The following is a 25,398-nucleotide window of genomic DNA, read 5'->3' on the forward strand; positions in this document are numbered from 1 at the left end:
GTACTACTGCCCGCCCATGCCCGTCGTCGCGACGCCCTGCACGATGCGCCGCTGGAACAGCATGAACACCACGAGCAGCGGCAGCGCCGCGATCATCGCGGACGCCATGTTCTGCGCGTACTGCACGCCGTAGGCGTCCTTGACGGTGGACAGACCCACCGGCAGGGTCATGAACTGCGGGTCGGTCGTGACGATGAACGGCCACAGGAAGTTGTTCCACGCGCCGATGAACACGAAGATCGCCACGGCCACGAGGATCGACCGCGACAGCGGCAGCACGATGGTCCAGAACAGCCGCCAGGAGTTCGCGCCGTCGATGCGGGCGGCGTCGAGCAGCTCCTGCGGTATGGCGTCGAAGAAGCGCTTGAGGATGAAGACCATGACGGGTGCCACCACCTGCGGCAGCACGATGCCCGCGAACGTGTCCACGAGCCCGAGCACCTGCATCTCCCGGAACAGCGGCACGATGAGGATCTGCCCGGGCATCATGATCGCCGCGAGCGTGAGCCACTGCATGAGCGCCCGGCCCTTGAAGACCGTCTGCGAGAAGGCGAAGGCCGCCATCGCCGAGATCAGCACGGTCAGCGCGGTGACGAGCACGGCGACGACCAGGCTGTTCCACATCCACAGCGGCAGGTCGCTGTTGCCGAGCACCTTCTGGTAGGCCTCGACGGTCCAGCCCATCGTCGGCAGCAGCGAGGCGGGCAGCGCTGCCTCCGCCTCGTGCTTGAAGCTCGTGATCGCACCCCACACGATCGGGACGAGCCACGCCGCGGCGATGACCACGAGCGCGGCGATCGCTCCGGCACGGGCCCAGGGCGAGGGGCCGATCGTCAGCCGGGTGAGCGCCCGGTTCTCGGCACGGGTCTGCTGTGCCTTCGCCCGGCGGGCGACGGCCATGTCGGCGACGGCCATGTCAGGCCTCCTTCCGGGTCGGCAGGAGCCGCACCAGCGTGAACACGAGGATCAGGGCGAAGAAGACGTACGAGATCGCGGAGGCGTAGCCGAGCCGGTAGTTCGTGAATCCCGTGTCGTAGATGTACTCGAGGATCGGCCGCGTGCTGCCGTTCGGACCGCCCGCGGTCAGCATGTAGATCTGGTCGAACACCTTGAGCGAGGCGAGCAGCTGGAGCACCAGGATGACGCCGGTGATGGTGCGCAGCTGCGGCAGCGTGATGGAGAACAGGCGACGCCAGCCGCCCGCGCCGTCGATGGTGGCCGCCTCGTACTGCTGCTGGGGGATGCCCTGCAGGGCGGCCAGGTAGAGCAGGAAGTTGAAGCCCACGGTCCACCACACGGTGACCCCGGCGATGGAGAACATCGCGACGTTCTCGTCGGTGAGCCAGCCGATGGGCTCCAGGCCGATCGCGGCGACCCAGGTGTCGAGCAGGCCGATGTCGGGCTGGAACATCCAGTTGCTCAGGTGCCACACGACGGCGCTGGTCAGCAGGTACGGCGCGAAGAACGACATGCGCCACACCCACTGCCCCGGCAGGCCGGTGTGCACGAGCAGCGCCATGACGAGCGCCACCAGCACGAGCGGCACGGTGCTGAGGATCGTGAACCACACGGTGTGCCAGAGCGTCTGCCAGACCTGCGGGTCGCTGAAGGCCTCGGCGTAGTTGGCGAACCCGATGAACTCGCTGCCGGTGCCGGTGAGGCTCTGGTTCGTGAAGCTCATCCACAGGCCGTAGAGCGTCGGCAGCACCAGGAAGAGCCCCGTCGCCACGGCGAACGGCGCGACGAACAGGTAGCCGGAACGGTCCCGCTCACGCAGGGACTTGCTGGTCGGACCGGTGGCCGCACGGGCCCGGTCCGCAGAGGTCCGCCGGCCGGACGCCGCCCGGCCGGGGACAGCGGTGACGCTGGCGTTCGAGACAGTCATCGTCGTCGTCCTCTCGATCAGGCGGGGTTGGGCAGGGCGAGGAAGCGGTCCATCTCGCTCAGCATCCGGGTCACGGCGGTGCGCGGCGGGGCCACGCCGGCCAGGGTGTCGGTCATGGCGTCGGCCATGCGGGTCTGGAAGTCGCTCCCACCGCCGGTGAACCAGGCGTCGGGGTCGAAGACGGCGACCTCGGCCGCGGGCGCGTAGTCGCGCTGCGGCGTGAGCTCCTGGTAGGCGGGCTCGGCGACGATGGGCTGGTACGCCGGGATGTGTCCGGCGGAGGCCCAGGTCAGCCCCTCCTTCAGGATCCCGGCGAGCACCCGGTAGGTGGCCTCCCGGGCGGCGGGGTCGGGCGTGCCCTGCTTGGGCAGCACGAACGAGTGGGAGTCGGCGTAGTTGGCGGGGGTGTCGAAGATCGCCGGGAACTGCGTGGCACCGACGTCGGGGTTCGCGTCGCGGAACATCGGCAGGTCCCACTCGCCGGCGAACATCGCGCCGGTGCGGTTCGACATGAACCGTGCGGACGCTGCGTTGCCGTCCTGGTTCTTGGCGGCGACCTCGCCGTCCACCATCGCCTGGAGGAACTCGAAGACCTCGGCGGCGGCCTCCTCGTCGAGCGCCGCGGGGCGGCCCGGCGTCAGCTCGTACTCGCCGCCGTTCTGGGAGTAGAGGCCCCAGAACATGCGCCAGCAGCCGGCGGGGTCACGCTGGTAGCCCCAGCCGACGCCGGTCTCGCCGGTCACCTCGGCCATCGCGCGGCCTGCGTCGAGGAAGTTGTCCGCGCCCGCCACGGCATCGAGGTCGAGCAGACCGTCCGCCGTGGCGAGGCCCGCGTCCGCGATGATCGCCGGGTTGTTGAACATGATGTACGGGTGGGTGTCGAGCGGCAGGGCGTAGAGCTGCCCGTCGTACTGCGCCTTCTCCCACACCGCCGGCGCGAAGTCGGCCTCGGTGATCCCGAGCTCCGCCAGCGCGTCGAGGTCGAACGGTTCGAGCAGCCCGCCGGGCGCATACCCGGCGAGCCGTGACATGTGCATGACGGCGGCCTCCGGCGGACGTCCGCCGGACGAGGCCATGGCGAGCTTGGTGTAGTAGGGCGGCCCCCAGGCGAGGGTGGTCGACTGGACGGCGATGTCCGGGTTGGCCGCCGCGACGGTGCCGACCATCTCCTGCATGAGCGCGCCGTCACCGCCCGAGAAGAGGTCCCAGATCATCACCGCGGTCTTGCCCGCGCCCGCGGCGCTGGGTGTGGCACACCCGGCGAGCGTGCCGCCCAGCGCGACGCCTCCGGCGCCCACGAGGGCCGCCTTGAGCAGGTCGCGCCGGCTCATTCCTGCAGAACTGCCCGCGCGAAGGCGGGCACTCGACCCGGGCGCGGGGCTTCCTTGCCCTGCGCTGCCGCGTCCTCGAAACACGGTCATCATCGACCTCCCATGGTGCAACGTTGCGCTCCAACGTTGGATCACGATGGACTAGGCTGCGCGTCCCGTCAAGGGGCGAAGGGGCGGAAGGAAGTGAAGGGTTGTCGGAACGAACAGGCCGTCGGGTAGGCATCAAGGAGGTCGCCGCTGCCGCGGGGGTCTCCTGGAAGACCGTGTCCAACGTGGTCAACGGCACGGGCCGGGTGGGCGAGGCCACCAGGGCCCGGGTGGAGGCGGTGATCGCGGACCTCGGCTACCGGCCCAACCTGGCCGGTCGCCAGCTCCGGCGCGGCCGCACCAACACGCTCGCCCTCGCCGTGCCGTGGGTGCACGCCCCCTACTTCTCGGTGCTGGCGCACGAGCTGATCGACGTCGCGGGCGCCCGCGGGTACCGGGTGCTCATCGAGGAGACGCGCTCCTCGCGGGACACCGAGCTGGAGGTGGCGCGCGGCTTCGACGTGCAGGCGATCGACGGCATCATCTTCTCCCCGCTGGAGCTCACCCCGGCCGAGATCGACGAGGTCCGGGGCCCGGTGCCGCTCGTGCTGCTCGGTGAGCGCGCCGATCCCGACCCGTCGCGCGAACGCCGCACGGACCACGTGAGCATCGACAACGTGGCCGCGGCCGCGCAGGTCACGGCGCACCTGCTGGAGGCCGGACGGCACCGGCTGGGGTTCCTCGGCGCCGAGCCGCGCGGCGCCGGCCGCACCGGTGCGCAGCGCGTCCAGGGTTTTGTCGACGCCCACGCCGCCGCCGGGGTCGACGTGGACGAGCGCTGGGTGCTCCAGGTCGACCAGTTCTCCCGGCCCTCGGGGGCTGCGACGGTGGAGGCGGTGCTGCCGCGGATCGACCAGATCGACGGGCTGGTCTGCGCCAACGACGAGCTGGCGCTGGGCGCCCTGCACGTCCTGCGGCTCAACGGCGTCCGCGTGCCCGCCGACCTGGCCGTGACGGGCTGGGACAACACCGAGGACGGCCGGTTCTCGAACCCGTCCCTGACCACCGTGGCGCCGGACCTGCGGGCCATCGCGGAGACCGCCGTGGACCGCATCCTCGCCCAGGTCGAGAAGCCCTCCGTCGAGCCGGTCGACGCGCTCGTGCCGCACCGCCTGCTGGTCCGGGAGAGCAGCCGCGTGTGACGTGGTGGGGCGGGGTGTGCGGGTCGTCGGCGCGATCCCAGGTTGATACAACGTTGCATTCTTTCGCGAAGGCGTGTTGAATCGCCGCGCACCTGTCGTAGACGCAATGGAGCAGCTGATGACCTTCCTCGACCGCTTCTCGCCCGCCGGCGCGGCGACACCCACCGCCGTCCCGCGTCCCGAGTACCCCCGCCCGCAGATGGCCCGCGACCGCTGGCTCAACCTCAACGGCACCTGGCAGTTCGAGATCGACCCGGGCGACTCCGGGCTCGAGCGGGGTCTCGTCGAGCAGCCGCTGCGGGACGAGATCACCGTGCCCTTCGCCCCGGAGTCGCAGCTCTCCGGCATCGAGAACACCGACTTCCTGGAGGCGGTCTGGTACCGCCGCGAGGTCACGGTTCCCGCCGAGTGGGCCGCCGTGGGCGACGACCCGCACGTGCTGCTGCACTTCGGCGCGGTCGACCACGACACGACCGTCTGGGTCGACGGCACCGAGGTGGTGCGGCACCGCGGCGGGTTCACCCCGTTCACGGCCGACCTGCACGGCGTCGCGAGCCCGGGCGACACGGTCACCGTCGTCGTGCGGGCGCGGGACACGCGGCACGGGCCGCAGGCCCGCGGCAAGCAGAGCAACCGCTACGCGAACTTCGAGTGCAACTACACGCGCACCACGGGCATCTGGCAGACCGTGTGGCTGGAGCCGGTGCCCGCCACGCACCTGCGCCGCCCGCGGATCACGCCGGACCTGTCGAGCTCGGCGTTCGACGTCGTCGTGCCGCTGTCGGCGAACCGACGCGGGCACACGGTGGCCGTGACGGTGACCGATGCCGACGGCGAGGTCGCGAGCGCCACCGCGCGCGCCGACCTCGACCTGGCCCCGGCGCTGCGCGTCGTGATCCCCGCGGACCGGGTGCGCACCTGGGGTCCGGAGGACCCGCACCTGTACGGCATCGACGTCGAGCTGCGTGACGCGTCGGGCGCCGTCGTGGACTCGGTGCGGTCCTACGGCGGACTGCGCTCCGTCTCGATCGACGGGCACGCCATCCGGATCAACGGCGAGCACGTGTTCCAGCGCCTGGTGCTGGACCAGGGCTACTGGCCGGAGTCGCTCATGACGGCGCCGTCCGACGAGGCCCTCGCGCGCGACATCGAGCTGGGTCTGGAGGCCGGGTTCAACGGGGCCCGCCTGCACCAGAAGGTCTTCGAGGAGCGCTACCTGTTCCACGCCGACCGTCTCGGGTACCTGGTGTGGGGCGAGTTCGGCGACTGGGGCGTCAGCGGCTACGGCACGCCGCAGGACGGTCAGCGGCCCACGACGTCGTACGTGGCCGAGTGGCTGGAGGCGCTGCAGCGCGACTACTCGCACCCGGCGATCATCGGCTGGTGCCCGCTGAACGAGACGCACCAGGACCTGCACGACCGGATCACGCAGCTCGACGACGTGACCCGCAGCATGTGGCTCGCGACCAAGGCCGCCGACCCGTCGCGGCCGGTGCTGGACGCCAGCGGCTACGCGCACCGCGTGCCGGAGACCGACGTCTGGGACTCGCACCTGTACGAGCAGGACCCGGCGAAGTTCACGGAGCTGGTGGGCGGGCTGGCGGACGGCAAGCCCTACGGGAACGAGCGGGACAACGGCACGCCGATCTCCCAGCCGTACAACGGCCAGCCCTACTTCGTCAGCGAGTACGGCGGCATCTGGTGGAACCCGGAGACGGCGGCGAGCGCCTCGGGCAGCTCGCCCGACTCGTGGGGCTACGGCCAGCGCGTCGCGGACGAGGAGGAGTTCCACACCCGGTTCGCGGGCCTGACGGACGCGCTGCTGGACGACCCGCTCATGTTCGGCTACTGCTACACGCAGCTCACCGACGTGTTCCAGGAGGAGAACGGCATCTACCGGTTCGACCGCAGCGTGAAGCTCGACGTGGACCGCGTGCGCGCCGTGCAGGTGCGTCCGGCGGCCTTCGAGAAGCCGACGGACTGAACCCTCCGCCACGTGTCAGACATGCAGGTCAGCCGGGTGACCTGCATGTCTGACACGGCACCTTGCAGTTCTCTTTAGTCTTTTTCACCACATATCACCTCGTCCACAGAGGCGCTTGAGAGGTGCACAATAGGCCGGTGACGTACCGGTTCCTCAAGCTGATCCTCTCGCTGCTCGTGCTCGTGCTTCTGCGCCCGCGCGTCACCGGCCTGCACAACATCCCGAAGCAGGGCGCCGTGATCCTCGCGAGCAACCACCTGTCGTTCATCGACTCGTTGCTGATCCCGATCATGGCGCCGCGCCACGTGGCCTTCCTGGCCAAGGCCGAGTACTGGACCGGCAAGGGCATCAAGGGCCGGTTCTCCCGCTGGTTCTTCACCAAGATGGGCGACATCCCCGTGCAGCGCGACGACCCGCGCGCCGGGCAGCGTTCGCTCGAGGACGCGCTGGCCGTGCTCCAGCGTGGCGGCGCCTTCGGCATCTACCCCGAGGGCACGCGCTCCCGTGACGGCAAGCTGCACAAGGGGCACACGGGCGTCGCCTGGCTGGCCCTGACCGGCAAGGCGCCCGTCGTCCCCGTGGCGCTGCTGGGCACCGACAAGGTCAAGCCCATCGGCAAGATGCCGCGCCTGGCGCGCGTCGAGGTGCACTTCGGGCCGCCGATCGACCCGTCCCGCCAGATCGCAGCCGGCACCAAGCCCGCGCAGGCCCGGCGCGAGCTGACGGAACAGGTCATGCAGTCGATCCAGGCGATGAGCGGCCAGGAGCGCGCGGACTGAGCTGCCACGTGGCTCCCGAATGCGTCCGGCCCGCGGGTCACCTGGGTGACCCGCGGGCCTGACACGTGCGGGGTCAGAGGCGGGTGATCCGGATCGCGTCCGCGACCACGTATGCCGTGCCCTGGGTCCAGCGGCTGACGGCGACGACCGTGCGGGTGCCCGCCGTCATCGCGTAGGTGCCGAGCGAGAGCCAGGCGCCGCCGCCCGTGGACTGGTCCACGCGGACGGTCGAGGACCCGGTGCCGGTGTAGACGATGAACGGCGTCGACGTGTTGTACCCGGCGATACCGGGGAACCAGGCCTCGACCCGGTAGGAGCCGTTCGACGGGATGGTCGCCGAGAACGTCGCGAGGTCGCTCACCTCGGCCGGCGTCGCATAGCGGTAGTCGGCGCCGTACCGCTCGCCCGAGAACGAGGACGTGAGCCACGAGGAGCCCGCGGAGAAGCCCGCGGACGTGTTGTCGACGATCACGGACCAGCTCGTGCCGGACAGCGCCGCGGCCACCTCGGAACGGAGCTGCGGCAGCATCGAGTAGAGGACGTCCCCCGGGCAGGCCGTGGCCGTGTAGTCCCGGTGCCCGTAGATCTGGGTGGGCGCGATCCCGTACTGGTCGCAGATGTACGCGCACAGCTCCACCAGCCGGCTCCAGAGCTGCGCGGGCGGCGTCGCGCTGGTGTAGGTGCCCTGGTTCTCGATGCCGATCGCCTGGCTGTTCTGGCCGGGGGCGTGCGCACCCACCACCATGCCGCTGCCGTTCTGCAGCCGGGACAGCGAGCCGTGCCGGCCCTCCATCACGTACCCGCCGCGGCTCACCGTGAGGTGCTGCCCGGTGTCCACCCAGCCGTTGGAGAAGTGCCACTGCTGGATGTCCCGGGCGATCTGGTACCCGGCGGCCTGCGAGTAGTCGGTGACGTTGGCCGACGCGGTGTGGTGGATCAGGATCTTGTTCGGGTTGGTCGAGACGGTGTCGATGGTGCCCCGGGCCGCCGCCGCGCCCCAGGTGGCGCAGCTCGCGATGGTCGGCGCGGCGACCTCGACACCCGCCAGTGCTCCTGCGGGCGCGTCGGCCGGGGCGTCGGGGTCGGGCGCCAGGGACGGCGGGGCGTCGCCGGACCGGACGGCCGCCGCCCCGCCGGACAGGGGCGCCGACCCGCCGGACAGGGGCGCCGCGGCGGCCGGGGCGGCTGCGGCCACGGTCGCGCCCGCGGCGCCGATGCCGAGCACGACGGCGCCGCGCAGCAGGTCACGCCGGTCGAGTGCGGCGTGGTCGTGGTCATGGTGATCGGTGGAGCTGGGGACGTGGTCGTGCACGGGTTGCCTCCACGGGTCGGTCGCGCTGGAACGTGCCGATTTCATCCGTAGTATCGGCCGACCGCACAGCTCCCCGATACATCACATCCGGTACATCAGCGCACGCTATAGGCCGCGCGCCGACCGGGCGCCGGGAGCACGCCGGTGTGGAGGGGACCGGCGTGTCCCGGCGCCCGGGTCGGGGCTCTCAGGACTCGATCGTCTGGTGGCTCTCGGACGAACCCTGGCCGATGATCGTCGAGCCGGCCGCGTGCGCCACCTCGATCTTGCGCGGCTTCGCGTCCTCGCTCACGGGGATCGTCAGGGAGAGCACGCCGTCGGCGTACGAGGCCGAGATCCTGTCGAGCGCGAGGCCGCGGCCGACCGTGAGCTGCCGGGCGAACGTGCCCGTGGACCGCTCGCGCACCAGCCACTGCGCGTCGGCGTCGGACCGCTGGGTGCGTTCGGCCCGCACGGTGAGGGTGCGGTCCTCGACCGAGACGTCGATGGTGCCGGGGTCGACGCCGGGCAGATCCATCGACAGGACGTAGTGGTCACCCGTGCGGAAGAGGTCCATCGGCATGGCGCCGGACTGTCGGGCGTTGCTCGCGAACGAGCTGAACAGCCGGTCCATCTCCTGGAACGGGTCCCAGTAGGTAGCCATCGCGCACCACCTCCTACGACGATGCGGCCCTGGCCCTTCCAGGGCCGCGCGATCGGCGACGGCCTGGACCGCCGCCTGGCTACAGCCCAATTCTGGCACTCTCACCCCGAGAGTGCCAAGCCCTGTCCGGTCGTGTCGCGGCGACCGGAACGGCGGGTCGCACGGCGCCCTCAGGCGGCAGCGCGGCCCGTCAGCCCCACGCGGTCCAGGAGGTCCAGGGCCGGACGGTGCTTGTTGAAGGTGTACACGTGCAGGCCCGGCGCCCCGGCGTCGAGCACCTCGCGCGCGAGCGCCGCCGAGTAGCGCACGCCGTGCTCGTGCTGGGCCTCGGCATCGACGGAGCCGTCCGGTGCCGTGAGCCGGTCGAGGTCCCGCAGCAGGCCCGACGGCGCGGCCACGCCCGTGAGCTCCTCGACGCGGCGCAGCCGGCGCGCCTCCGTGGTGGGCAGCAGACCGGCCAGGATCGGGATGGTGACGCCGGCCGCGCGGGCCGCGTCGACGAACCCGGTGTAGGAGTCGGCACGGTAGAAGAACTGCGTGATCGCGAAGCTCGCACCCGCCTCCTGCTTCTCCAGGAGCCGCCGCACCTCCTGCTCGCGCGTGGTGCCCGCACCCGGGTTGCCGTCCGGGAACGTCGCCACGGCGATCGCCAGCGGGCGGGCGGCCGAGCGCAGCGCGGCGCTGGCGTCCGCGGCGCAGCGGCGCTCGTCGACCTGGCGCAGCAGCCGGACCAGGTCGACGCTGGACCGCACGCCGTCCGACGGCGGCACCCAGTCGGGCTCGTCGCGCGGCGGGTCGCCGCGCAGGGCCAGGAACGAGCGGACCCCGGCCTCGAGGAACTCCTCGATCACCTCGGAGACGTCCTCCCGGGACGCGCCCACGCAGGTCAGGTGGGCCACCGGCAGCACAGGCGTACCCCGCAGCAGCGTGGCGAGCACCTCGCGCGACGTCGCCCGGTCGCCCCCGCCCGCACCGTACGTGACGGACACGAAGTCCGGCCGCGCGCCCACCAGCCGCTCGGCCGTCTCCCAGAAGTTGGGGGCCGCCTCCGGCCGGCGCGGCGGCATCAGCTCGAACGAGACGGTGGGGCGGTGCGTGGGTACCTCGGCGACCATGGCTGCTCCATCGAACCTGGCGTGAGCACCTTGCCTCCCTCGCACCGCGGCGGGTCGGCAGGTTGCTGCGGTGTCAGGGAGCCAGGACTCTCGACCGCTCTGGATGGGGTTCGCCACCATGCTAAGCGGTCGTCCAGCAGTGGGACAGAATTCGTCCGACGGGCGAGACGGCCCGGTCCACCCCGCGTGGACCGGGCCGCCCGCTACTTCACGGAACCGGCCACCAGGCCGCCCACCAGGCGCTTCTCGATGATCATGAACAGGATCACCACGGGCACGATCGCCACGACGGAGACGCCGAACACGTAGTGCCACGACGTCTCGTACTGACCCACGAACTTGGTCAGCGCCACGGACAGCGGCTGGTTGCCCGCCGTGGTGAGCAGCACGAGCGAGGCCGCGAACTCGTTCCAGGACGCGACGAACGTGAACACCACGGCCGTCACGATCCCCGGCCAGACGAGCGGCAGGTTGATCCTGGTCAGCACGGCGAAGGTGCCCGCGCCGTCGAGCTGCGCCGCCTCGTCCACCTCCTTCGGGATGCCCGCGAAGAAGCTGTGCATGATCCAGACGGCGAACGACAGGTTGAACGCCGCGTTCACCAGGATCATGGCGGCCCAGGTGTCGAGGATCCCCCACGTGATGAACTGCCGGAACAGGCCCGACGTCAGCACCGCGGGCTGCACCATCTGGGTCACGATCACGAGGAACAGGAACACGAGCCGCCCGGGGAAGCGGAACCGCGCCGTGTAGTAGGACGCGGGCAGTGCCACCGCGAGCACCAGCAGCGTGGCGCACAACGAGATCACCAGGGTGGAGATCAGGTTCTGCAGCAGCGGCGTCTCGGGCGTCGACCACATCGTGGCGTAGTTCTCCCAGTGCCACTCCGTGGGGAAGTAGGTCGGGTCGACCGACCGGATCTCCGCCTTGGTCTTCACCGAGCCGAAGAACATGATGAGGTACGGCAGCAGGAACACCGTCAGCACCACGAGCCCGGCCAGCATCCGCAGCAGCAACGACCCGAGCGGCACCTGGTCGGCGGTGTACTTGCGCACCCGCCGCCCTCCGGACGGCGGCGGGGTGGCCGCACGCCGTGTCGTGGCCGTCTCCGTGAGCGCCGCCATCAGACCTCCTCCAGCGGGCGCACGACCCGCACGTAGACGGCCACGATGCCGATGACCACGAGGAACGCGATGACGGACAGCGCGCTCGCCAGGTCGATCTGCCGCTGGTTCTGCATGTACTTGAAGATCATGGTCATCACGGTGTCGGCGTCGTACCCGGGGATGGACCCGGTCATGACGCGCAGGATGGGCAGCGAGTTGAACACGTTGATGATGTTGATCAGCACCGCCACCGAGATGGCACCCCGCAGCTGCGGCAGCACCACGCTGAAGTAGGTGCGCAGCCCGCCGGCGCCGTCGATCCGCGCGGCCTCGACGGTCTCGCCGGGCACCGTCTGCAGGCCGGCCAGGATCGTGTACGTCGTGAACGGCAGCGACACGAACACCGCCACCGCCATGGCCCATGCGAAGGCCGTGCCCGGGTGCCGGGTCCAGCCGTAGCCCTCCGGCGTGCTGATCAGCCCCACGTCCACGAGGAACGAGTTGATGATGCCGAAGTACGGCTCGAGCCCGTAGTGCACCACCAGCGTGGTCATGACCACGCTGGAGGCCCACGGCACGATGACGGCCATGCGCACCAGCCGGCGGCCCGGGAACGCCTTGTTCAGCAGGGCCGCGATCGCCAGCGACCCGAGCAGGGTGAACGCGACGACCACCACCACCCACACCACGGTGCGCCCGAGGATCGGCCAGAAGTACTGGAAGCCGACCACGGTCGCGAAGTTGCCGAGGCCCACTCCGCCGCCGTCGACACCGCTCTGGCTGATGTCACGGGTCGAGTTCCAGAACATCAGGCCCACCGGGAACAGGACCACGGCCGCGATGAGTGCGACCGCGGGCCCGATCCACGGCAGGGCCTTCACGAGGTCCTTCACGACTATCTTCCGATCAGCCCGCGTCGACCTGCGCCTGGATCTCGGCCAGGACGTCCTTGGCGGACTTGGTGCTGTCGAGCTGGCCGAAGAGCGCCTTGAACGCGGAGTCCGCGGCGTTCCAGTCGGGGTTGGTGGTCGGGTAGAACTGCGCGTCGGGCAGCACCTCGAGGAACGGCGCGAGCGCCTCCTCGTCGGCGAGCTCCTCCGAGCCGGACACCGTGGTGGGCAGGAAGCCCTCGGCCTGGACCCACGGCACGTAGACGTCGGCGGTGTAGAAGTAGTCGAAGAAGGCGGTGATGGCCTCCTGCTTGTCGCCGTCGTTCTGGAACGCCATGAGGTGGTCCGCCACGCCCAGCGTGAACGGCGAGCCGTCCTCGGTGGGGATGGGGTGGATCGAGTACTCCAGGTCCGGGTTGTCGGACTCGATCTGCCCGACGCTCGGCGGCAGGCCCACCTGCATGCCGATCTTGCCCTGCACGAAGATGTCGAACAGCGGGCTGCGGTCGGTCGCACCGGCGTCGGCCTGCGTGGCGCCCTCGTCGATCATCGTCTTGACGAACTCGGCGCCCGGGAGGTTCTCGGGCGTGTCGATCGTGATCTGCTCGGCGTCGCCGAACGAGCCGCCGCCGCCCCACAGCCAGACGGCCGCCTCGGCCTGGGCCTCCTCGGAACCGAGCGGCATGCCGTAGCCGGCCACACCGCCCCCGAGCTCGGAGACCTTCTTGGCCGACTCGAGCAGCTCGTCCCAGGTGGTCGGCACCTCGGCGCCGGCCTCCTCCAGGAGCGCGTCGTTGACGAAGAGCGCACGGGCCGACGCGATGAACGGCAGACCGTACGTGGTGCCGCCGACCTGTGCGTTCTCGAGGAACGTGGGCTGGAAGTCGGCGTAGGTCTCCTCGGAGGTGACCTCCTCGACCGGGTACAGCAGCTCGTCCTCGGCGAAGCCCGCGAAGGGGCCGCCGTTGTAGATGTCGGGTGCGTCGCCGCCCTGGATCTTGGTGGCGATGACGGACTCGAGGTTGTCCCAGGACTCCACCTGGAGGTTGACCTTGATGTCCGGGTTCTCTTCCTCGAACCCGGCGATCACGTCGTTCCAGAGGCCCTGGGTGGCGTCGGAGTAGCTGGGGACGAGCAGGTCGAGCGTCGTTGCACCGCCGCTCTCCTCCCCGGACGACCCGCCGAATCCACAGGCTGTGAGTCCCGTTGCCGTGGCCAGCGTGATCGCCATGATCCCGCCGAGCCTCTTGTACTGGGCCATGACCTTCCCTCTCCTTCGTGGTGGTGCAGGTCACGTTTTCACTAGGCCGCGTAATCTGTCAATGGTTCTAACAAACCTGTGACCTCCGGGTGACACACCGGTCATCAAGCCGTCGCGGGGTGCACCGCGGGCAGCGAAAAGGGCCGCAGCACGCGGCTGCGGCCCCTTCGACGACGCCCGCCCGACGACGACGCCGCCGATCCGGTCAGCAGCCGCAGCCTCCACCGCTGCGGCCCTGGAGGATCACGCCGTACCGCGGGACCGTCCAGTCGTTGCCCGCGTACCGCAGCTGCCAGGCCCCCTCCCGTGCCGGCACCACCGTCGAGATGTTCCCGCCCGGACCCGCGGTGAGCGTTCGCACGAACACCGGCTCGCGCTCGTCCTCGAAGATGCCGTCCGGGTCGCGGTAGAGCCGCACCGTGGTGTTCCGCACCGGGCTCCACGAGAGGTCCCCGTCGCCGCTGATGCGCAGCCACTGGAACTGCCCCGTGATCCGCGAAGGCCGCCCGTCCGTGGCCCTGGGGTTGGTGATCTCACCCTGGAAGCGCACGTCGCGCCGGACCGAGATCTTCTTCGCCCGGTCGACCTCGACGTGGTGCAGCACGAGCTTCCCGTCGGGCCGCTCGACGGCCGCCGTGTACTCGATCCCGACGGCGTAGAAGCCGGGGGTGACGCGGTTGGGCAGACGGATCTTCGCGAACCGGTCGCCGTCGGCGTCGAGGGTGACCGGGTAGCGGCGCACGTGCGTGGCGCCGACGCCCTGGAGCGTCACCTCGCCGTCGAACGACCGCAGCTCGCCGCCGGTCCAGCGCAGGTCGAGCTCGTACCAGAACGTGACGGGCTCGATCCTGTCGGTGGCCGCGTTGCCGGCGATCGTGGCTCCGGCGGCGGTCATCCGGGTCGTGACGACCGTGCCGTCGCGTTCGCTCGCATCGACGAGCGGCAGCGCCGCCTGGGCGGCAGGGGCGACCACGAGGGCCGTGACGAGCAGCACGACCGCGGCGACCAACGCCGTCAGGCCCTGGCGCCACGTGGTGGGGTGGTACTGAGACATCTCGGTTCTCCCGTCCGTCGAGGGAGCCTGTCCCGACGAGCAATCACTCGCCGTCAGGCCTCACCACCCGGTACGGACGGGAGAACCGGAACGTTGAGGCTCAGCGCTCCGTGGCGCCGATCATCGGCAGCCCGAACGAGAGCCCGACGGCCAGGATGCCGCCCACGAACAGATACGGCGACGACGCCGAGTCACCGATCGAACCGACGGCCATCAGCGCGAACCCACCCAGGAACAGGGCGAAGCACGCCACGAACCGCACCACCAGCGTCGCCGTGGGCTCCTGCTTCTGCCTGCGGGCCACCTCGAAGTTGCTCATGAGGGCAAATCTACCGTCCGGCCCGCGGGACGGTGACGGCCAGCCCGCCCGCGCGCCCGTTGACCGTGACCCGCACGGTGGCCTCGCCGGAGCGCAGCGCCGTCACCTCGTGGGTGGCGGGGTCGAGGGCGAGCACCGCACCGCGCGGGCACTCCCGCAGGGCGGCCCGGCCCCGCTCGTCCGTGACGCACACACCCTCGCCGCCCCAGGTCGCGGAGACCGGCCATGCGACCGGCACCTCGCGCGTCCCGTCCTGCAGCACGACGGCGCCGACCGCCCCCGACTCACCGACCCCGAGCGACCGCGGTCCGGTGACGGTGACGTTCTCGGCGCGTGTGCTGACCTCCCACTCCAGCCACGGATCCCGGGAGCCCGACGCCGTGCCCTGCGCCGGGCGGACGCCCAGCATCGACCACCCGGTGAAGCCACCGTCGGCCGGCGTACTGGCCGGGCTCTTGCCCGAGTTGCCGTTCACCAGGTACTGCACGCCGTCCTCGGTGCTCGCGTGGAACACGCCCACGTGGGAGCCGACCGAGGCGATCGACTTGCCGGACGCCGCCTCGAAGTCCTCGAACCAGCCGCGCAGCGTGTCCGCCTCCAGCCGGTCGGTGAGCCGGCTCGCCTTCGTGGGCAGCGGGTCGTCGAGCGGGTGGTGGGCGAACACCAGCACCCCGGTGACGGCGCGGTCGGCCGCGGCGTCGTCGAGGGCCTCGCGCAGCATCCGGACCTGCGCGAAGTCGGTGCCCAGCCGCCCCGAGGACGAGTCGAGCATGACGAGCCGCGTCGTGCCGCCGCGCCGGCCGGGCGCGGGCACGTCGAGCACACGGGTCCGCTCGCCGAACTCCGCCTCGAAGTTGGCGATCGAGCCGCCCATCACCTCGTGGTTGCCGGGCAGGTAGTACCAGGGGAAGTCCGCATCCGCGAGCTCCTCGGTGAGCACGCGCCGGGCGAGGTCGAAGTCCTCGGGTGAGGCCTCGTCCACCAGGTCGCCGTTGATGACCAGGAGGTCAGGTTCGGCCGCGACGATCTCGGACAGCGCGTCCCGCGCCCCCGCCACCGCACCCGATCCGGGGTCGCGCGCGACGAACTGGGCGTCCGACATGACCGCCACCCGCAGCGGCGCGTGGTCGGTCGCGCCGTCGGCCACGACGACCGGGTCCTCGACGCGCGGCACCTCGGGCGCGTCCACGGCGGGCGGCACCTGGGCCGCGATCGTCGAGAGCGTCAGCGCGCCCGCGTACTGCTCGCCCGCCGTGGTCTCCAGGGCACGGACCCGCTGCAACCGCAGCGGGAAGGCGACGCCCTCGGGCACGGGGAAGGTGACCTGCCGCCAGCCGGTCCAGGTGACCTCAGGGCCGTCGAGCTGCGTCACCACGCCGTCGCCCTGCCGCACCTGGAGCCGCAGCCAGGCGCCGTTCCCGTCGCCGTCCACCCACAGGGTCACGGCCCGCGGCGCGCCGGGCAGCTCACGCCCGCCCGCCGCGGCCTCCGGCAGCACGGCGTACTGACCGCGCGTGGCCGTGGACCGCGTGAAGTCGTAGGTCAGGCGCAGGCCGGCCGCGCCGTCGTACCCGGCCGCGGCGGCAACCGAACCGCCCGGGGCGCGGTCGTGCGCCGACGTCCAGGCGGCCGCGTCGGCGAAGTCCGCGACCACGTCCTCCTCCAGGCTCACGGTCACCGCGACCTCAGTCGTGAAGGTCCCGCCGTCACGCCCGCGGACGGACAGCTCGAAGGTCGTGGCGCCCACGTCCGCGAGCGCCCGCACGGTGAAGGAGCCGTCGGCGGCGGGGACGAGCTCCGCCACCGGCTCGCGGGTCGCGCGCACTCCGGCGATCCGGGGCTCACCCGGCTCGACCGCGGTGACCGTGACATCGCGGGCCTCGACCGGCGCGGAGAAGCCCTGCGCGTCGTACCCGGTGAGCACCAGGGGTGCGGTCGCGTCGCCGTTCTCCAGCCCGATCACCGGGGTGTCCACCCCGGTCCGGACCAGGTCGCCGAGCACCTCGATCTCCGTGCTGCCGGTGGCGAGGCCCCAGCGGCTCAGGGATGCGGCGGTCACGACCGCGGTGCCGGGCCGACGTCCCGTGACGACACCGTCGCGCACCGACGCCGCCGACCCCCGGGCACGCCACGACGACGGCTCGGTGGCGACCGGCGCCATGACGTCGTCGTACCCCTTGCCGGTGAGGGTGCGGTGCAGGCCCGGGAAGACGCGACCGGCGTCGGCGGCCGGGACGGTGGTGCGCACGTCGTAGGCCGCGACGCGGCCGGAGCCAGCGGGCACGAACAGGCCCAGGCCGTTCGCGTCGGCGCGCTCGTAGCCGTCGGACGGGCTGTTCAGGATGGTGGTGCCCGTGTCGCCGGGGAACCGCGCGACCATCTCGGTCGAGCCGCCGCCGTCGAGGTTGATCGCGTCGTCGGCACCGAGCTGGGCCATGAGCTCGCCCAGGTCGTAGAGGTCGATGCCGGTGCTGTGGGTCTGCCGGCCGTCGATCACGACGAGGTAGGCGCGGGTGCCCGACTCGTCGAAGCCGATCGCGGTCCGCGGGTGCCGCAGCTCCACGTGGTCGCCGGTCGCCGAGGTGACCTCGCCGTCCTCCAGCAGGGGGTCCTCGGTCCCGCCCCCGATCGCGACGGCGACCTCGCCCGCGTCCTCGCGCAGGCCGTACGCCACGTCCACCCGGTCCCCGACCTGCAGGCCGGCCAGTGCGTCGGCCGCCGCACCGGGCCGGGCCACGACGGCACGCGTGCCGTCGGGAAGCTGTCCTGCGCCCGGCTGCCCGACGGCGGTCACGGTGCCGTCCGGACCCACCTGCACCTCGACGCCCTGCTCGCCGGACGCGAGCGGACGGGTCCGGGTGAAGGCGCCCCACGCGGCGTCGTACACGGCCACGCCCCCGGCGGGGAGCGCGGTGACGTTCAGGCCGTTCACGGGCACCTCGGCACCGGCCCAGCGCACCGCCCCCTCCAGGAAGAGCTGCGCGAGCCGCCCCACGCCGTCCGACCCGATGGCCACGGACCGCTCGCGGCCGGGCGAGGCCGACTTGAGCAGCGTCCCGTCGTCGACGGCGGCGCCGAGCGCGGCACCCGAGTTGTTGATGTCGAAGTAGTCGCCGTTGATGGCGGCCACGGCGCCGCGCGAGGCGGCCATCTGGGACACCGTGGCGTTGCCGGCGATGTGCTCCGGCCCCACGTAGCCGACCTGCACCTTTCCGCGCTGCCCGGCGTCCGCGGCGAGATCGGCCACGAGCACCTCGCCGCTCAGCCAGCCGTCGGCACTGATCCGTGCGAACCGGGTGAGCTCCAGGCCGGGCGCGATGCGCTGCTCCTGGCGCCGGGTGACGATCGCGTCGCCCTCGTCGTCGAGCGGTAGGTGGGTGACTTCCGGGGGATTCTCGGCGGGCCCGCCCGCCGGCAGCGGGGTGCTCGCGAACGGCGCCGGGGCGGCCAGCGCGGCGCTCGACCGGGGCACGTCCTCGGGGCCGGGGAGCGGCGCCGCGGCGGCACCCGCCGTAGGGCCGAGGAGGAGTGCGGCAGTAACTGTGCAGGTCAACGCGCTGGTCAAGGGATTGCGCGGCAGCGCCGACGGCGCTGCAGGCATGACTCGTCGCATGCTCGTTCCTTCTGGGGGCATCGGGGGAGCGTCCTGCGGCAGCGTGGCGCGGCGAGGTTATGACCCGGCGGCCGGAGTGTGAATAGCGCCCGAACCGCAACGTTGTTCGCTGAGCGCGAAACAGGGGCGAGTCCGGGTGACACTACGATGCGTTCGTGGCAAACACGTCCCCCGCCTTCGACCAGCGTCCTGCCCGTGTGCGCACGGACTGGGGCATCTCCGGCGCACTCGCCCTCACTGCCACCGATGCGCGCTCGTCGCTCGTGGTCGTCGTGGACGTGCTCTCCTTCTCGACCACGGTCACCGTCGCCTGCGAACAGGGCGCGGGGGTCTACCCGTTCCCGTACCACGATCCCGCCGGCGCGGCCCGGCTGGCTCGCACCATGCGCGCCGCGCTCGCCGGACCCCGGTGGGAGGAGGGCATCAGCATCTCCCCCGCCTCGCTGCAGGACCTCGACGCCGAGCGCCTCGTGCTCCCGTCGCCGGGCGCGGCCCAGATCTGCCACACCATCGCCAACCGGGGCGCCCTGATCGTCGCGGGCAGCCTGCGCAACGCGAAGGCCGTGGCCGGACTCGCGGCCGCGCACCTGGACGCGTCCGAGCGGCACGACGTCGTGCTGGTCCCCGTGGGTGAGCGGTGGCCGGACGACACGCTGCGTCCCGCGCTGGAGGACCACCTCGCGGTCGGAGCGATCGCGGCCCGCCTCACGTCGATGCTGCCCGGCATCAGCATCTCCCCCGAGACCGCGGCGACCGCGACCCTCTGGAAGGGCACCAAGGACGTGGTCGACTTCGTGGGCGGTTCCGCGAGCGGCCGGGAGCTGCTCGACTCCGGGTTCGCCGACGACGTCACGATCGCCACCGACCTGGACGCCACGGACGTGGTGCCGGTGCTGATGGACGGTGCGTTCGTGCCGCTCGGGCACCGGGCGGCCGCGGCCCGCAACCGGGTGTCGGCGAACGCCCGCTGATCAGGCGAGGTGGCGGCTCAGGGCCTCGATGATCTGGACGTCACCGTCCAGCCAGGGCACGTCGCCCAGCTCGCCGGCGCCGAGCCAGCGCAGCTCGTCGTGGTCCTCGAGCGGCGCGGGCGTACCCCGCACCGGAGTCGCGAACCAGACCCGCATCCGGTGGGTGGCGGTGATCGGCCACGCGCCGCCGTCGGACGCCGGAAGCTCCGCACCCACGGACACCGTCACGCCGAGCTCCTCACCGAGCTCACGGTGCAGCGCGTCGAGCGGGTCCTCACCCGGCTCCACCTTGCCGCCGGGCAGCTCCCACCGGCCGGCGAGTGCCGCCGGGGCCGAACGACGGGCGGCGAGCAACCGGGTGGGCCGGTCGAGGTCGTCCACGATCGCCGCGGCGACCACGTCGATGAGGGTCTCCTGCATGCCGAGCAGTCTCCCACCCACGGTGGGCCGGCGTGCGGCGCATCGCAGGGACAAGACCGGCCGGACACAGCACGGCGACGGCGCCTCTGGGGAGGGCGCCGTCGCCGAAGTCCTGTCCGCCTGAGCCGGCGGCTCCGTCTCGGCTCAGTCGGCGAGCTGGAACTCGTGAGCCTTCGCGATCGCCTCGGCGCGCGACGACACGCCGAGCTTCCGGTAGACGCTGCGGACCTGCGTCTTCACCGTGTTGCGGGTGACGTACAGGCGCCGAGCGATCTGCTCGAGCGTGGCGTCCTCGCTGAGGTTCGCCAGGATTACGCGCTCGCGGCGGGTGAGACTGGGCACACGGTGGTCTAGGGTCATCGCGCTCATGATCTTTTTCCTCCACACAGCGGCCGGTTCTGGGGTTCCGGCCTACGGATGCTGCTAAGAGGTAAAGCGCTCTGCATGGGGTTCATGACGCGGTTCTGACAGAGAAATCTGACCGTTACCGTTCCGAGACCAAGCCGCCCCCGGACACGCACCGTGGCGGTCCGGGGGCGGTAGGGAATCTCCGGGATCAGTTCCCGGTGTGCGCGGCGTACTCGGCGGCGGTGAGCAGCTCGCCCGTCCCGGTCACCTCGACCTTGAAGAGCCAGCCCTTGCCGTAGGGGTCCTCGTTCACGATCTCGGGGTTGTCCACGGCCTCGGTGTTGACCTCGGCGACGGTCCCGCTGACCGGGGAGTACAGCTCGGACACGGACTTGGTGGACTCGATCTCGCCTACCACGGAGCCGGCCTCGACGGTCGCGCCCACCTCGGGCAGCTCCAGGTAGACGACGTCGCCGAGCGCCTCGGCCGCGACGTCGGTCACGCCGATGACGGCAGGGGTGGACCCGTCCAGCCATTCGTGCTCGGTGGTGTACTTCAGGTTCTCGGGGAAGTCGGCCATGACAGCTCCTTGCGGTTCTGAGGAGGGAGGGGGTTCAGTTCTGGGGACGACGGTAGAACGGCACGGGCACGACCACGAACGGTTCGGCCCGCCCGCGCACGTCGACCGCGAGCTCGGTGCCCTCGGCCGACACCTCGGGCGTCACGTAGGCCAGCGCGATCGGGTAGCCGAGCGTCGGTGACGGAGCACCCGAGGTGACCCGGCCCACGCGCGTGCCCGGCTCGGTGCCCTCGCCTCGCAGCACCACGTCGTACTCCGCGCGTGCGGGGCGCCGGCCCTCGCCGCGCAGCCCCACGAGCACGCGGGCGGGCGCCGAACCCTTGCGCGCCGCCAGGGCGTCCCGGCCGACGAAGGGGATCGGCGTACCGTCCTCCGTCTCCTTGTCGAGGCGCACCACACGGCCCAGACCTGCCTCGAAGGGCGTGGTCGTGGTGTCGAGCTCGTGACCGTAGAGCGGCATGCCGGCCTCCAGGCGCAGCGAGTCGCGGGCCGAGAGACCGGCCGGCACCAGGCCGAACGGCTCGCCGGCGGTGCGCAGCGCACGCCAGAGGGCGACGGCGTGCCCGGCGGGGACCCAGATCTCGAACCCGTCCTCACCCGTGTACCCGGTCCGGCCGACGAGCACCGGCTCGCCCTCGAACCGCATGCCCATGCAGGCGTAGTACCTGAGGTCGGCGAACGCGGTGCCGCCGGAGATCTCGGCGTCCTCCACGAGGCCCGTGGTGGCGCGCATGATCTCCGCGGCGCGCGGCCCCTGGACGGCGACGAGCGCCTGGCCGGGCTGGATGTCGTCGAGGGTCACGTCGAAGCCGGCCGTCCGCTCCCGGAAGGCGGCCAGGACGACCGCGGCGTTGGCGGCGTTCGCGACGACCGAGTACACGCCGGGGGCCTTGTGGTAGACGATCAGGTCGTCCAGCACGCTGCCGTCCTCGGCGCAGATCATCGAGTAGCGCGCACCCATCTGGCGCACCTTGGAGATCCAGCCGACGAGCGCGTGGTCGAGGAACGCCGCGGCGTCGGGCCCGGTCACCTCGATGTTGCCCATGTGCGACAGGTCGAACAACCCGGCGGCCTCGCGGACCGCACGGTGCTCGGCCAGGTCGGACGTGTACCGCAGCGGCATGAGCCAGCCGCCGAAGGGTGTCATCGAGGCACCGAGCGCCACGTGCTCGTCGTGGAGCGGGGTCGTGCGGTCCTCACCCATGGATCAATCCTCTCGTCGGCGGCGTGTCGCACGCGCGGGCCACCCGGGTGACCGGCGCGTCCGGCAACCCCGGCTTGGTCTGGCAGGTCACTCGGCGAAGGCCTCGACCGGCGGGCAGGCGCACACGAGGTTGCGGTCGCCCTTGGCGCCGTCGATGCGGCGCACCGGCGGCCAGTACTTGGTCGCGCGCAGCGACGCGACGGGGAACGCCGCCAGCTCGCGCGAGTACGGCTTGTCCCACTCGTCCGCCACGACCGACGCCGCCGTGTGCGGCGCGTTGTGCAGCGGGTTGTCGTCGCGCGGCCAGGTACCCGCGCCGACGGCGTCGATCTCGCCGCGGATGGCGATCATCGCGTCGATGAACCGGTCGAGCTCCGCCAGGTCCTCCGACTCGGTGGGCTCCACCATGAGCGTGCCCGGCACGGGGAACGCGAGCGTGGGCGCGTGGAAGCCGTAGTCCATGAGCCGCTTGGAGACGTCCTCGGCGGTCACCCCGGTCTCGGCGGTGATCTTGCGCAGGTCGAGGATGCACTCGTGCGCCACCAGCCCGTTGGGACCCGTGTAGAGCACGGGGAAGTGCGGGTCGAGGCGGCTCGCCACGTAGTTGGCGGTCAGGACGGCGGCCTTGGTCGCCTCGGTCAGGCCGTCCGGCCCCATCAGGGCCACGTAGGCGTACGAGATCGGCAGGATGCCGGCCGAGCCGTAGCGCGTGGCGGACACCGGGGTGCCACCGGAGCCGGAGCCGGCGTCCAGGCCCGGCGTCGGGTCACCCGGCAGGAACGGCACCAGGTGCTCGGCCACCGCGACCGGGCCGACGCCCGGGCCGCCGCCGCCGTGCGGGATGCAGAACGTCTTGTGCAGGTTCAGGTGCGAGACGTCGCCGCCGAACTCGCCCGGCCTGGCCAGGCCCACCAGCGCGTTCAGGTTGGCGCCGTCGATGTACACCTGGCCGCCGGCCTCGTGCACCAGGTCGCAGACCTCGCGCACGTGCTCCTCGTACACGCCGTGCGTGGAGGGGTAGGTGATCATGATGCCCGCGACCTGGGCGCCGTGCTGGTCGAGCTTGGCGCGCAGGTCGTCGAGCAGGATCTCGCCGTCGTCGGCCGTGGCCACGACCACGACGCGCAGGCCCGCGAGCGCCGCCGACGCCGCGTTGGTGCCGTGCGCGGAGGCCGGGATGAGCACGATGTCGCGGTGCTCCTCGCCGCGGGAGGCGTGGTACCCCTTGATCGCGAGCAGGCCGGCGAACTCGCCCTGGCTGCCGGCGTTGGGCTGCACCGAGACGGCGGCGTAGCCGGTGATCTCGGCGAGCTGGGCCTCCAGCGCGGTGACGAGCTCGGTGTAGCCCTGCGTCTGGTCGACGGGGGCGTACGGGTGGATGTCCGCGAAGCCGGGCCAGGAGATGGCCTCCATCTCGGCGGTCGCGTTGAGCTTCATGGTGCAGGAGCCCAGCGGGATCATCGTGCGGTCCAGCGCCAGGTCCTTGTCCGAGAGCTTGCGCAGATAGCGCAGCATGCTGGTCTCGGAGCGGTGGCTGTGGAAGATCGGGTGCGTCAGGTACGCCGTCGTCCGGGTCAGCTCGGCGGGCAGGGTCCCGCCGGCCTCCATGGTGGGCGCCGGGGTCAGGCCCAGCACGTCCAGGATCGTGGCCGCGACGGTCTCGACGTCCGCGGGCGTCGTGGTCTCGTCCGTGCTGATCTGCACGTGGTCGGCGTCGGGCACGAAGAGGTTGTAGCCCGCGTCGGCGGCGGCCCGCGCGATCTCCTGGGCCTTGCCCGGGACCACGGCGCGCACGGTGTCGAAGAACGTGTCGTGCTCGATGGTGACGCCGGCGGTCCGCAGGGCGGCGGCCAGGGTCACGGCCCGGGTCCGGACGCGCTCGGCGATCGCCCGCAGTCCCTCGGGTCCGTGGTAGACCGCGTACATGCTGGCCACGATGGCGAGCAGGGCCTGGGCCGTGCAGATGTTGCTCGTGGCCTTCTCCCGCCGGATGTGCTGCTCGCGGGTGGCCAGGGCGAGGCGGTACCCGGCGGCACCGTCGACGTCGATCGAGACGCCGACCAGCCGGCCGGGGAGCTGCCGCTCCAGGCCCTTCTTCACCGCCATGTAAGCGGCGTGCGGGCCGCCGTAGAACAGCGGTACGCCGAAGCGCTGGGCGGAGCCCACGGAGATGTCGGCGCCGAGCTCCCCCGGGCTGACCAGCAGCGTCAGGGCGAGCAGGTCGGTCGCGACGGTGACGAGCGCCCCCGCCTCCTTGGCCTCGGCCACCACGCCGCGCGCGTCGAGCACCCGGCCCGACGCACCCGCCTGCTGGACCACCACGCCGACGAGCTGGCCGGCGGGGAGCGTCGCGCCGTCCGCCACGGCCTGGTCGAGGCCTGCGCGCAGGCCGTGCGTGAGGTCCGCGACCACGACGGGGAGGCCGATCGCCTCGGCGCGTCCGCCCGCGACGGCGAGCGACTGGCCGAACAGGTCGGCGTCCAGGACGACGTAGCCCTCCTTCGCGCGCGAGGCACGCCACATCAGGGCGACGGCCTCCGCGACGGCGCTCGCCTCGTCGAGCAGGGAGGCGTTGGCGATCTCGAGGCCCGTGAGGTCCTCGACCGCGGTCTGGAAGTTGAGGAGCGCCTCGAGCCGGCCCTGGCTGATCTCGGGCTGGTAGGGCGTGTAGGCCGTGTACCAGGCGGGCGACTCCAGCACGTTGCGCCGGATGACGGCGGGCGTGTGCGTGCCGTAGAAGCCCTGACCGATGAGCTGGGTCTTGACCTGGTTCTTGCCCGCGAGCTCACGGAGGTGGGCGAGCACCTCGGCCTCGGTGCGGGCGGCCGGCAGGTTCAGGGGGGCCTGGGTGCGGATCGCCTTGGGGACCGCCCGGTCCACGAGGGTGTCCATCGTGTCGATGCCGAGCTGGTCCAGCATGGTGCGGACCTCACGGCCGCGCGGGCCGAGGTGCCGGTCGGCGAAGACGTCGGGGTTGTGGGGCGTGCTCACGGCGGGCTCCTGGCTGTCCGAGGGCGTGGGGACGACTGCGGTCCCTCCCCGCTCTGTCATCGGACGCAGCGCGTCGACCTGAGAGTTTTGCCGGTCCGCCTTCCCTCGCGGGACGGGGCGCGCCGGCTTGCACCGTCGGTGGAGCCCTCCTGCCCGACGGCGGGACGGCTCGCTTTCCAGAGTTGCCTCACCGTGGCGGTACTGGGGCCTGAGAGATTCCCGGGGAGGGGTTTGCTCCTTCGGCGCCGGCTGCGGCGTCGTCGTGGGACGGCGGCGCGGACCGGACTCTCCCGTCGCGGTTGATGGCGGCGTGTTCTGTTGTACGGCCAAGCCTACTGTGAGCCGGGCCGCCTTCTGGCCGGA

Annotated in this window: 21 protein-coding genes and 2 riboswitches; of the genes, 4 read left to right on the forward strand and 17 right to left on the reverse strand. The window is 71.8% G+C overall.

Going from position 1 to position 25,398, the window contains the following annotated elements; translation table 11 throughout:
• Positions 1–3: 3 nt before the first annotated feature.
• Genes ACO229_RS21550 through ACO229_RS21560 form a run of 3 tightly spaced genes read right to left on the reverse strand, consistent with a single transcriptional unit; the run spans position 4 to position 3,216 of the window.
• A complete protein-coding gene (locus ACO229_RS21550; protein ID WP_397429289.1) occupies positions 4–915 on the reverse strand; it encodes a carbohydrate ABC transporter permease in 912 nt (303 codons plus the stop codon).
• A gap of 1 nt (position 916) precedes the next feature.
• Positions 917–1,885, reverse strand: coding sequence for a carbohydrate ABC transporter permease (locus tag ACO229_RS21555; RefSeq protein WP_397412310.1), 969 nt, complete (start codon positions 1,883–1,885; stop codon positions 917–919).
• Between the two features lie 17 nt (positions 1,886–1,902).
• A complete protein-coding gene (locus tag ACO229_RS21560) occupies positions 1,903–3,216 on the reverse strand; it encodes an extracellular solute-binding protein (protein WP_397429288.1) in 1,314 nt (437 codons plus the stop codon).
• Positions 3,217–3,407: 191 nt separating this feature from the next.
• Here ACO229_RS21560 and ACO229_RS21565 point away from each other — a divergent pair, with 191 nt between their 5' ends.
• The 3 genes from ACO229_RS21565 (at position 3,408) to ACO229_RS21575 (ending at position 7,208) form a co-directional block, all read left to right on the forward strand.
• Positions 3,408–4,445 carry a LacI family DNA-binding transcriptional regulator gene (locus ACO229_RS21565; protein ID WP_397412306.1) on the forward strand — a complete coding sequence of 346 codons (1,038 nt, stop codon included), beginning with the start codon at positions 3,408–3,410 and terminating at the stop codon, positions 4,443–4,445.
• Between the two features lie 118 nt (positions 4,446–4,563).
• Complete coding sequence (locus ACO229_RS21570; protein WP_397429287.1) at positions 4,564–6,429, forward strand: glycoside hydrolase family 2 protein; 1,866 nt, start codon at positions 4,564–4,566, stop codon at positions 6,427–6,429.
• A gap of 137 nt (positions 6,430–6,566) precedes the next feature.
• Positions 6,567–7,208, forward strand: coding sequence for a lysophospholipid acyltransferase family protein (locus ACO229_RS21575; RefSeq protein WP_397412302.1), 642 nt, complete (start codon positions 6,567–6,569; stop codon positions 7,206–7,208).
• Between the two features lie 73 nt (positions 7,209–7,281).
• On the opposite strand, the gene ACO229_RS21580 is transcribed toward ACO229_RS21575, so the two are convergent.
• From ACO229_RS21580 to ACO229_RS21620, 9 genes are all read right to left on the reverse strand, one after another.
• Positions 7,282–8,520: an N-acetylmuramoyl-L-alanine amidase gene (locus ACO229_RS21580; protein WP_423462756.1), complete on the reverse strand. Its 1,239-nt coding sequence runs from the start codon at positions 8,518–8,520 to the stop codon at positions 7,282–7,284.
• Positions 8,521–8,707: 187 nt separating this feature from the next.
• Positions 8,708–9,163 carry an Hsp20/alpha crystallin family protein gene (locus tag ACO229_RS21585; protein WP_423462757.1) on the reverse strand — a complete coding sequence of 152 codons (456 nt, stop codon included), beginning with the start codon at positions 9,161–9,163 and terminating at the stop codon, positions 8,708–8,710.
• Positions 9,164–9,333: 170 nt separating this feature from the next.
• Positions 9,334–10,278 (reverse strand): methylenetetrahydrofolate reductase, encoded by a 945-nt coding sequence (locus tag ACO229_RS21590; protein WP_397429284.1) that lies wholly within the window; start codon positions 10,276–10,278, stop codon positions 9,334–9,336.
• Between the two features lie 4 nt (positions 10,279–10,282).
• Positions 10,283–10,388, reverse strand: a riboswitch (SAM riboswitch).
• Between the two features lie 93 nt (positions 10,389–10,481).
• Positions 10,482–11,402 carry a carbohydrate ABC transporter permease gene (locus ACO229_RS21595; protein ID WP_397412294.1) on the reverse strand — a complete coding sequence of 307 codons (921 nt, stop codon included), beginning with the start codon at positions 11,400–11,402 and terminating at the stop codon, positions 10,482–10,484.
• On the reverse strand, positions 11,402–12,277 hold the full coding sequence (locus tag ACO229_RS21600) for a carbohydrate ABC transporter permease (protein ID WP_397412292.1): 876 nt from the start codon (positions 12,275–12,277) through the stop codon (positions 11,402–11,404). The genes ACO229_RS21595 and ACO229_RS21600 overlap by 1 nt, the downstream gene beginning before the upstream one ends.
• A gap of 13 nt (positions 12,278–12,290) precedes the next feature.
• On the reverse strand, positions 12,291–13,535 hold the full coding sequence (locus ACO229_RS21605) for an extracellular solute-binding protein (protein WP_397412291.1): 1,245 nt from the start codon (positions 13,533–13,535) through the stop codon (positions 12,291–12,293).
• A 205-nt stretch (positions 13,536–13,740) separates the two neighbouring features.
• Positions 13,741–14,589, reverse strand: coding sequence for a hypothetical protein (locus ACO229_RS21610; RefSeq protein ID WP_423462758.1), 849 nt, complete (start codon positions 14,587–14,589; stop codon positions 13,741–13,743).
• Positions 14,590–14,689: 100 nt separating this feature from the next.
• A complete protein-coding gene (locus tag ACO229_RS21615; protein ID WP_397412287.1) occupies positions 14,690–14,908 on the reverse strand; it encodes a hypothetical protein in 219 nt (72 codons plus the stop codon).
• A gap of 10 nt (positions 14,909–14,918) precedes the next feature.
• Positions 14,919–18,521 carry a phosphodiester glycosidase family protein gene (locus tag ACO229_RS21620; protein WP_423462759.1) on the reverse strand — a complete coding sequence of 1,201 codons (3,603 nt, stop codon included), beginning with the start codon at positions 18,519–18,521 and terminating at the stop codon, positions 14,919–14,921.
• Between the two features lie 155 nt (positions 18,522–18,676).
• Between ACO229_RS21620 and ACO229_RS21625 the strand changes: the two genes are divergently transcribed.
• Positions 18,677–19,492 (forward strand): 2-phosphosulfolactate phosphatase, encoded by an 816-nt coding sequence (locus ACO229_RS21625; RefSeq protein WP_397412283.1) that lies wholly within the window; start codon positions 18,677–18,679, stop codon positions 19,490–19,492.
• Here ACO229_RS21625 and ACO229_RS21630 read toward each other — a convergent pair whose 3' ends face one another.
• The 5 genes from ACO229_RS21630 to gcvP form a co-directional block, all read right to left on the reverse strand.
• Positions 19,493–19,912, reverse strand: coding sequence for a (deoxy)nucleoside triphosphate pyrophosphohydrolase (locus ACO229_RS21630; RefSeq protein WP_397429281.1), 420 nt, complete (start codon positions 19,910–19,912; stop codon positions 19,493–19,495).
• A gap of 144 nt (positions 19,913–20,056) precedes the next feature.
• Positions 20,057–20,281, reverse strand: coding sequence for a helix-turn-helix domain-containing protein (locus tag ACO229_RS21635; RefSeq protein ID WP_397412279.1), 225 nt, complete (start codon positions 20,279–20,281; stop codon positions 20,057–20,059).
• A gap of 187 nt (positions 20,282–20,468) precedes the next feature.
• Positions 20,469–20,840, reverse strand: a complete 372-nt coding sequence (gene gcvH / locus ACO229_RS21640) for a glycine cleavage system protein GcvH (protein ID WP_397429280.1) — start codon at positions 20,838–20,840, stop codon at positions 20,469–20,471.
• Positions 20,841–20,874: 34 nt separating this feature from the next.
• Complete coding sequence (gene gcvT / locus ACO229_RS21645) at positions 20,875–22,044, reverse strand: glycine cleavage system aminomethyltransferase GcvT (protein ID WP_423462760.1); 1,170 nt, start codon at positions 22,042–22,044, stop codon at positions 20,875–20,877.
• Positions 22,045–22,131: 87 nt separating this feature from the next.
• Positions 22,132–25,095: an aminomethyl-transferring glycine dehydrogenase gene (gcvP, locus tag ACO229_RS21650; protein WP_423462761.1), complete on the reverse strand. Its 2,964-nt coding sequence runs from the start codon at positions 25,093–25,095 to the stop codon at positions 22,132–22,134.
• A gap of 126 nt (positions 25,096–25,221) precedes the next feature.
• Positions 25,222–25,338: riboswitch (glycine riboswitch) on the reverse strand.
• Positions 25,339–25,398 lie beyond the last annotated feature (60 nt).

Source organism: Promicromonospora sp. MS192, from assembly GCF_049532985.1.
Classification (GTDB): domain Bacteria; phylum Actinomycetota; class Actinomycetes; order Actinomycetales; family Cellulomonadaceae; genus Promicromonospora.

Bases quoted from the DNA above. Each gene is read 5' to 3' on its own strand.
- ACO229_RS21550 (WP_397429289.1), bottom strand. From the start codon at position 915: ATGGCCGTCGCCGACATGGCCGTCGCCCGCCGGGCGAAGGCACAGCAG.
- ACO229_RS21555 (WP_397412310.1), bottom strand. From the start codon at position 1,885: ATGACTGTCTCGAACGCCAGCGTCACCGCTGTCCCCGGCCGGGCGGCG.
- ACO229_RS21560 (WP_397429288.1), bottom strand. From the start codon at position 3,216: ATGAGCCGGCGCGACCTGCTCAAGGCGGCCCTCGTGGGCGCCGGAGGC.
- ACO229_RS21570 (WP_397429287.1), top strand. From the start codon at position 4,564: ATGACCTTCCTCGACCGCTTCTCGCCCGCCGGCGCGGCGACACCCACC.
- ACO229_RS21585 (WP_423462757.1), bottom strand. From the start codon at position 9,163: ATGGCTACCTACTGGGACCCGTTCCAGGAGATGGACCGGCTGTTCAGC.
- ACO229_RS21590 (WP_397429284.1), bottom strand. From the start codon at position 10,278: ATGGTCGCCGAGGTACCCACGCACCGCCCCACCGTCTCGTTCGAGCTG.
- ACO229_RS21595 (WP_397412294.1), bottom strand. From the start codon at position 11,402: ATGGCGGCGCTCACGGAGACGGCCACGACACGGCGTGCGGCCACCCCG.
- ACO229_RS21605 (WP_397412291.1), bottom strand. From the start codon at position 13,535: ATGGCCCAGTACAAGAGGCTCGGCGGGATCATGGCGATCACGCTGGCC.
- ACO229_RS21610 (WP_423462758.1), bottom strand. From the start codon at position 14,589: ATGTCTCAGTACCACCCCACCACGTGGCGCCAGGGCCTGACGGCGTTG.
- ACO229_RS21615 (WP_397412287.1), bottom strand. From the start codon at position 14,908: ATGAGCAACTTCGAGGTGGCCCGCAGGCAGAAGCAGGAGCCCACGGCG.
- ACO229_RS21620 (WP_423462759.1), bottom strand. From the start codon at position 18,521: ATGCGACGAGTCATGCCTGCAGCGCCGTCGGCGCTGCCGCGCAATCCC.
- ACO229_RS21630 (WP_397429281.1), bottom strand. From the start codon at position 19,912: ATGCAGGAGACCCTCATCGACGTGGTCGCCGCGGCGATCGTGGACGAC.
- ACO229_RS21635 (WP_397412279.1), bottom strand. From the start codon at position 20,281: ATGAGCGCGATGACCCTAGACCACCGTGTGCCCAGTCTCACCCGCCGC.
- gcvH (WP_397429280.1), bottom strand. From the start codon at position 20,840: ATGGCCGACTTCCCCGAGAACCTGAAGTACACCACCGAGCACGAATGG.
- gcvT (WP_423462760.1), bottom strand. From the start codon at position 22,044: ATGGGTGAGGACCGCACGACCCCGCTCCACGACGAGCACGTGGCGCTC.
- gcvP (WP_423462761.1), bottom strand. From the start codon at position 25,095: ATGACAGAGCGGGGAGGGACCGCAGTCGTCCCCACGCCCTCGGACAGC.